The sequence below is a fragment of the Microbacterium sp. ISL-103 genome (assembly GCF_018613995.1).
Lineage (GTDB): Bacteria > Actinomycetota > Actinomycetes > Actinomycetales > Microbacteriaceae > Microbacterium.
This window is the reverse complement of sequence record NZ_JAGGPD010000011.1, coordinates 1-6,947: the sequence shown is the minus strand read 5'-3', so window position 1 is coordinate 6,947 and position 6,947 is coordinate 1. Positions and strand designations below refer to the sequence as shown.

Below are 6,947 nucleotides of genomic sequence, written 5' to 3'. Positions count from 1 at the left end.
ACGCGCCGTTCCACCGCCGGCGGGCCGCGCGCCCGTCTCGCGGTGCGAGGGCGCGTTCGATGGCGGGGTCGACCGTCGCGGGCATGGGAGGTGCCTTCTCGCTCGCGGTCGCCCTGTCCGTGCCGGTCGCCAGTGCGACCGAGGGAGAGATCGCGGGCCGCGACGAGATCGTCTTCATCACCGCCGGGGTGATCCTCCTGAGCCTGCTGGTGCAGGCGCCGTTGCTTCCGGCGATCGTCCGCTGGGCACGCTTCCCGGTCGATCATGCCGACGACGAGGAGTACGAGCTCGCGGAGCGCGCGATCTCGGGAGCTGCTCTCGCGGCCCTCGACGACCTGGCGGTCGAGCACGGCGTCGGGCAGGAGATCCGCGACAAGGTGCGCGCAGAGGGGTACCAGATGCTCGAGTTCTCGAACGCCCGTGCGCTGGCGCGGGAGCAGGCGATCGTCGATGCCGAGGCGCAGGCGCTCGACGTGATGCTGGGCGAACCCGACCCGCTCGGCGGCGACGGCCAGCAGCTGGACGGGGGAGCGGATGCGGCCTCCGCAGGCTCAGCGCCGGTGGCACTGCGGATGCCGGACGTCGACGCCGCCACCGGAGACGGCACCGACGGCGAGGTCAGGACCCTGCAGATGCTCGCGACCTCGGCGGATGTCGACGTGATGCAGCGATCGCCGCTCCTGCGTCACGAAGAGCACACGAGACTGAAGCTCGCCCTCATCGACCGCAAGCGCGAGGTGCTCCTGGGGCTGCGCAGAGACGGCACCGTGGACGACCTCGTGGTGCGGCGCATCTCGGCGAGACTCGACCTCGAACAGGTGCGACTGCAGGGCATCGAGGAGTACGACTGAGAGCTGTGACGCTCTGTGACACTCGATTGTCGCCGACGTCGTCGTGCTGCCTAACGTATTCGAGTCCCCCAAGAGAGGAACCCGAACACTCATGTCCATCACAGCATCCCGTCGGACCACGTCCGTCATCGCCGCGCTCGCCGCGGTCCCCCTCTTCGTCGCACTCGCAGGCTGCGCGACCGCATCCTCCGAGGCCGGTTCCGGTGGCGGCTCCGAAGATGAGACCGTCAAGATCGGTGTCGTCGGCAAGGGAGACGCACAGTGGGCTCCCTTCGTCGAGGCAGCCGCTGACGAGGGCATCACGGTCGAGCTCGTCGACTTCGGCTCGTACGAGCAGCCGAACCCCGCACTGACCGAGGGCGAGATCGACCTCAACCAGTTCCAGCACATCGTCTACCTCGCCGAGTACAACACCGCGTCGGGATCCGACCTCGAGCCCATCGGCTCGACCGCGATCTACCCGCTCGGCCTCTACTCGCAGAAGTACGACGACGTCGACAGCATCCCCGAGGGCGAAACCATCGCCGTTCCGGACGACGCGTCGAACCAGGCACGCGCGCTGCTCGTGCTGCAGTCGGCCGGTCTCATCGAGCTCAAGAGCGGCGGCACGATCTTCTCGGACCTCTCCGACGTCGACACCGACAAGTCCAAGGTCGAGGTCACAGCCCTCGAGGCCGCGCTGATCCCGACGTCGCTGCCGGATGTCGCCGCGGCGATCATCAACAACGACTTCGTCGAGGACGCCGGCCTCACGTTCGACGACGCCATCGCGCAGGATGACCCCGAAGACCCGAACGCGCTGCCGTACGTGAACATCTTCGCGGCTCGTGCCGAAGACGCCGACAACGAGACCTACCTCAAGCTCGTCGAGATCTTCCAGACGAACGAAGACGTGCAGGCCGGTCTGCTCGAGTCGTCGGGCGACACCGCCGTGCCGCTGCAGACGCCGGTCGACGACCTGGTCGCCTCGCTGAAGAAGGTCCAGGAAGACACCGAGGCCAACAAGTAAGACGACAGGGGTCAACGACACCCCCGTCCGATGAGGGAGAATCGGGTGGCGCTTCGTGCGTCACCCGATTCTTCGTTCCCGAAGCAGACCGGAGCACCCATGCCGATCGTCACCCTGACGAACGTCTCGAAGACGTACCCGTCCCGCGCCCGTGAAGAGGCAGAGGTCGTGGCCGTCGACGACGTCACCCTCTCGATCGAGAAGGGAGACGTGTTCGGCATCATCGGATACTCCGGTGCGGGCAAGTCGACTCTCGTGCGGCTGATCAACGCCCTCGAACCCGCGACGGGCGGCACGATCACCGTCGACGGCGTCGACATCACCGCTCTCAGAGAGAGCGAGCTGCGCAAGGTCCGCGGCGGCATCGGAATGATCTTCCAGCAGTTCAATCTGTTCGCCTCGCGCAGCGTCAAGGCGAACATCGCCTACCCTCTCAAGCTCGCAGGCTGGGCGAAGGCCGACATCGACAAGCGCGTCACCGAGCTGCTGAGCTTCGTCGGCCTGGCCGACAAGGCGAAGGCCTACCCCGAGCAGCTCTCCGGCGGGCAGAAGCAGCGTGTCGGCATCGCCCGCGCCCTGGCCACCGACCCTGCGATCCTCCTCGCAGACGAGGCCACCAGCGCCCTCGACCCGCAGACCACCCACGAGGTGCTCGATCTGCTGAAGCGGGTGAACAAGGAGCAGGGCGTCACGATCGTCGTGATCACGCACGAGATGGATGTCATCCAGACCATCGCCACCAAGGTCGCGGTCATGGAGAACGGTCGCGTCATCGAGCAGGGTGACGTGTTCGACGTCTTCTCGGCTCCGCAGAACCCCGCATCGCAGCGCTTCGTCGGCACCGTCGTCAAGGGCGTGCCCTCGCCGTCCGAGCGGGCCGTGCTGCGCGACCGCCATCACGGTCGCCTGGTCACGTTCTCGTTCCGCGACGGCGACTCGTCTCAGGCGCAGGTCTTCCTCGACCTCGCCGGCGCCGGACTCGACTTCGAGCTCGTGTACGGCGGCATCAACGACATCCGCGGTCGGGCCTTCGGCCACCTGACCCTCGCGATCCGGGGGGACGACGCGGTGATCGACCGCACGCTCGCCGACGTCGCGCACCGCGTCGAAGTCACCGAGATCGCAGAAGAGGAGGCGCGCTGATGGATCGTCTGAACGAACTGTGGCCGGACCTCTGGAAGGCCGCGCTCGAGACCCTGTACATGACGTCGTTCGCACTGGTGCTCGGCGGCATCCTCGGACTCGCGATCGGCGTCATCCTCTACGTCACGCGTCCCGGCGGGCTCGCCGAGAACAGGCCCGTCGCCGTCATCGCGAACCTGGGAGTGAACTTCTTCCGTCCGATCCCCTTCGTACTGTTCGTCGCGGTCGCCCAGCCCTTCGCCCGCGTGGTCGTCGGCACGGGCATCGGCACCACGGCCGGCGCGTTCATGATCGGTCTGGCGGCGGCCTTCGCGATCGGTCGCATCGTCGAACAGCACCTCGTGTCGGTGTCGCCCGGCGTGATCGAGGCGGCTCGTGCCATGGGAGCAGGGCCGGCGCGGATCCTGTTCACTGTGGCGATCCCCGAGTCGCTCGGACCCCTGATCCTCGGCTACACGTTCATCGTCGTGGCGCTCATCGACATGACCGCGATGGCGGGACTCATCGGCGGCGGCGGCCTCGGCGCGTTCGCCCAGATCTACGGATTCCGGCAGTTCGAGCCGGTCGTGATGTGGACGGCGATCGTCCTGATCGTGGTGTTCGTGCACCTCGTCCAGATGCTCGGCACCTGGCTCGCACGCAGGATCATGCGCCGCTGGGAGGCGCCTCCTGCAGCGTGCGCGTCGTGGTGAAGACCCTCGGCGCGCCGCTCAGCGGATCGACGAAGTACAGCTCGCGCGCGAGCAGCTGCATGGGGTGATCGAAGTCGTCAGGCCTCTCGCCGCGCAGCTCGGGGTAGAACGGGTCGTTCAGGATGCCGAGGCCCAGCGCCGCGAGGTGCACCCGCAGCTGATGCATCTTGCCGCTGTGCGGTCGCAGCAGCGTGTGCACGACGTGCGCGTCGGCATCGATCACCTCGATCGCCGTCTCGGCGTTCGGCTCCCGTTCGTCGTCGACCTGCACCTTGAGCTCGTTGCGGAGCTTCACGATGTGGTTGCGGTCCACCAGGGGGTACCGCGAGGCATCCCAGTCGTCCGGACGATCGGACACCGCCTCATAGCCCTTCTGCACCTGCCGATTCTCGAACAGCAGCTGGTACGGCCCCCGCGTCTGCGGCCGGGCCGAGAACATCAGCACCCCGGCGGTCGCCCTGTCGAGGCGATGGATCGGTGCGAGCTCGTCGTTGCCGAGCAGGTTGCGGAGGCGGATCAGCGCGGAGTTCTGCAGGAACTTGCCGCCGGGGATGGTCGGCAGGAAGTGCGGCTTGTCGATGACCACCAGGTCGTCGTCCTGATGGAGCACCTCGATCTCGACGGGAAGCCGGGTCTCGACGGGCGGGTCCCGGTAGTACCAGATGAACTCCCGGGCGCCCAGGGGGGTGTCGCGAGCGAGGGGGGTGCCGTCGTGAGCCACGATCTCACCGCGGTCGAAGCGCGACAGCAGGCCTTCGGCATCGAGATGGAAGAAGCGGTCGATCATGTACGCGGCGACGGTGGGCCACTCGCCCCGAAGAGGAACATGCAGGCGTGTCGCACCGACGCCGTCGCGCACCGGAAGAGGAGACAGAATCGCCATGTGCTCAGGCCCTCACGCGTCGAAGCTCAGGCTCAGCTTGCGCAGCAGCGCAGCCAGGCGATCGCGGTCGCCGCGGGAGAGCCCCTGCAGCAGGTCTGCCTCGACGTCGACCAGACGGGTGATCGCGGCATCGACCCTGATGCGTCCGTCATCCGTGAGGGTCACCAGGATGCTGCGGCCGTCGGCCGGATCGGCCTCTCGCCGCACGAAGCGACGACCGACCAGGCGGTCGATGCGGTTGGTCATGGTTCCGCTCGACACCAGCGTCTGCTGCAGCAGCTGCTTGGGGGAGAGCTGGAACGGCGCTCCCGCGCGGCGCAGCGCCGACAGCACGTCCCACTCCCAGGCCTCGAGGTCGCTGCGTCGGAACACATCGCGGCGCGCGCGGTCGAGCAGGCGGGTCAGCCGGTCCATCCGCGACAGCACCTCGAGGGGTGAGAAGTCGAGGTCGGGGCGCTGGGTGTTCCAGGCGCCGACGATCCGATCAACCTCATCAGCCTCTGTCATCCGTCCATTATCGCCGGTTGCACGCAGGCGGACGTGGCAGACTTGACCCGCGGCTCCCTCGGGGGCAGCGGTCCGCCGTGGTGTAATGGCAGCACGACAGCCTTTGGAGCTGTTAGGTCTAGGTTCGAGTCCTGGCGGCGGAGCATGACTGGGAACAATCTCGCCATCATCATCCTCGCCGCTGGCCAAGGCACCCGTATGCGCTCGCGCCTGCCCAAGGTGCTGCACCCGATCGGCGGACGACCGCTCGTCGGACACGTCCTCACCACGGCCGGTCGGCTCGAGGCCTCGCACGTCGAGGTCGTCGTGCGGCACGAACGCGACCAGGTCGTCGCCGCCCTCACCGCCGACTATCCGGACGCGGTCTTCATCGACCAGGACGAGGTCCCCGGCACCGGACGGGCGGTGCAGGTCGCGGTCGACGCGCTCCCCGCCGACTTCGACGGCGACGTGCTCGTGCTCTCGGGCGACTGCCCGCTGGCGGATGCCGACACCCTGCGGTCGTTCCTCGACGCGCACCGGTCGGCAGACGCGGAGGCGACGCTCATGACCGCGGTCGTCGACGACCCGAACGGCTACGGTCGCGTCATCCGCGACGCCGACGGCGGCGTCGACCGCATCGTCGAGCAGAAGGATGCGAACGACGACGAGGCAGCGGTGCGGGAGATCAACGCGGGCATGTACGTGTTCCGCGTCGGAACGCTGCGCAAGTACCTCCCGTCGGTGGGAGTCGACAACGCGCAGGGCGAGATGTACCTCACCGACGTGCCGGGGCTCCTCCGTCGCGACGGCAGCCGGGTCGCCGCATCCGTCGTCTCCGACGTCACCGTCACCTACGGTGTCAACGACCGGGCGCAGCTCGCCGAGGTCGGTCGCCTCCTCAACCGCCGCATCGTGCGCCGCTGGCAGCTCGAGGGCGTCACCGTGATCGATCCCACGACGACCTGGATCGACGACGACGCGACGCTCGCGCCCGACGTCACGATCCTCCCGAACACCCACATCCTGCGGGCGACGACCATCGCCGAAGGCGCGATCATCGGGCCGGACACGACCCTCGTCGACTGCGAGGTGGGCGAGGACGCGATCGTCCGCCGCACCGATGCCACCCTCGCCGTCATCGGTGCCGAGGCCACCGTCGGCCCCTTCTCGTTCCTCCGTCCCGGCACCGTCCTGGGCGCACGAGGCAAGATCGGCGCCTACGTCGAGACCAAGAACGCCGAAATCGGCGAGGGCAGCAAGGTCCCGCACCTGTCGTACGTGGGCGACGCGACCATCGGCCGCGGCGTGAACCTCGGCGCGAGCACCATCACGGCCAACTACGACGATGTGAACAAGCACCGCACCGTCGTCGAGGACGAGGTGCACACCGGCTCGCACACGACCCTCGTCGCGCCCGTTAGGCTGGGAGCTGGCGCCAAGACAGGTGCCGGCGCCGTCGTCCGAAAGGACGTCCCCGCCGGTTCTCTTGCCATGAGCGTCGCCCCTCAGCGCAACATCGAGGGTTGGGTCGAGAAGAACAGGGCAGGCACGGGCGCGGCAGACGCCGCAGCCCGATCCCGAGTGGCGGAATAGGCGAATACGATGGCGCGCAAGAAGAAGACGGTCGATCTGGACCGGGACAACGGCATCGCCCCAGGCCTCGTCGCCAAGACCAAGAAGCGGCTCGTGGTCGCGGGTGGCCGTTCGCACCCCGCGCTGACCGCGGCGGTGGCGGCATCCCTGGGCACCGAGGTCGTGCCCACCGAGCACCGCACCTTCGCATCCGGCGAGATCTACGCGCGGTTCGACGTGTCGATCCGCGGCTGCGATCCCTTCCTCATCCAGACCTTCGGCGCGCCGGTGAACGAGTGGCGCATGGA

Annotated in this window: 7 protein-coding genes, 1 tRNA gene and 1 pseudogene; 7 read left to right on the top strand and 2 right to left on the bottom strand. The window is 68.1% G+C overall.

Annotated features, from left to right (window positions below):
• From J7E68_RS00645 to J7E68_RS00630, 4 genes and pseudogenes are all read left to right on the top strand, one after another.
• Nucleotides 1-851 (top strand): annotated as a pseudogene (locus J7E68_RS00645) (Na+/H+ antiporter); the annotation flags it as partial.
• A 91-nt stretch (nucleotides 852-942) separates the two neighbouring features.
• On the top strand, nucleotides 943-1,860 hold the full coding sequence (locus J7E68_RS00640) for a MetQ/NlpA family ABC transporter substrate-binding protein (RefSeq protein WP_215168900.1): 918 nt from the start codon (nucleotides 943-945) through the stop codon (nucleotides 1,858-1,860).
• Nucleotides 1,861-1,959: 99 nt separating this feature from the next.
• Complete coding sequence (locus J7E68_RS00635) at nucleotides 1,960-3,003, top strand: methionine ABC transporter ATP-binding protein (protein WP_215168898.1); 1,044 nt, start codon at nucleotides 1,960-1,962, stop codon at nucleotides 3,001-3,003.
• Nucleotides 3,003-3,695 carry a methionine ABC transporter permease gene (locus tag J7E68_RS00630; protein WP_215168896.1) on the top strand — a complete coding sequence of 231 codons (693 nt, stop codon included), beginning with the start codon at nucleotides 3,003-3,005 and terminating at the stop codon, nucleotides 3,693-3,695. Before J7E68_RS00635 ends, J7E68_RS00630 begins: the two co-directional genes overlap by 1 nt.
• Here the strand turns inward: J7E68_RS00630 and J7E68_RS00625 are convergent.
• Together J7E68_RS00625 and J7E68_RS00620 are read right to left on the bottom strand one after the other, a co-directional pair.
• Nucleotides 3,649-4,578, bottom strand: coding sequence for a pseudouridine synthase (locus tag J7E68_RS00625; protein ID WP_215168894.1), 930 nt, complete (start codon nucleotides 4,576-4,578; stop codon nucleotides 3,649-3,651). The genes J7E68_RS00630 and J7E68_RS00625 overlap by 47 nt on opposite strands.
• Before the next feature lie 12 nt (nucleotides 4,579-4,590).
• On the bottom strand, nucleotides 4,591-5,085 hold the full coding sequence (locus tag J7E68_RS00620) for a MarR family winged helix-turn-helix transcriptional regulator (protein ID WP_215168892.1): 495 nt from the start codon (nucleotides 5,083-5,085) through the stop codon (nucleotides 4,591-4,593).
• Between the two features lie 71 nt (nucleotides 5,086-5,156).
• Here J7E68_RS00620 and J7E68_RS00615 point away from each other — a divergent pair.
• From J7E68_RS00615 to J7E68_RS00605, 3 genes are all read left to right on the top strand, one after another.
• Nucleotides 5,157-5,228 (top strand) — tRNA-Gln (locus J7E68_RS00615).
• Nucleotide 5,229: 1 nt separating this feature from the next.
• Entirely contained in the window at nucleotides 5,230-6,660 is a 1,431-nt protein-coding gene (glmU, locus tag J7E68_RS00610; RefSeq protein WP_215168890.1) for a bifunctional UDP-N-acetylglucosamine diphosphorylase/glucosamine-1-phosphate N-acetyltransferase GlmU, read from the top strand.
• Between the two features lie 9 nt (nucleotides 6,661-6,669).
• A partial coding sequence (locus tag J7E68_RS00605; RefSeq protein ID WP_215168888.1) for a ribose-phosphate pyrophosphokinase-like domain-containing protein occupies nucleotides 6,670-6,947 on the top strand: 278 nt, incomplete at its 3' end.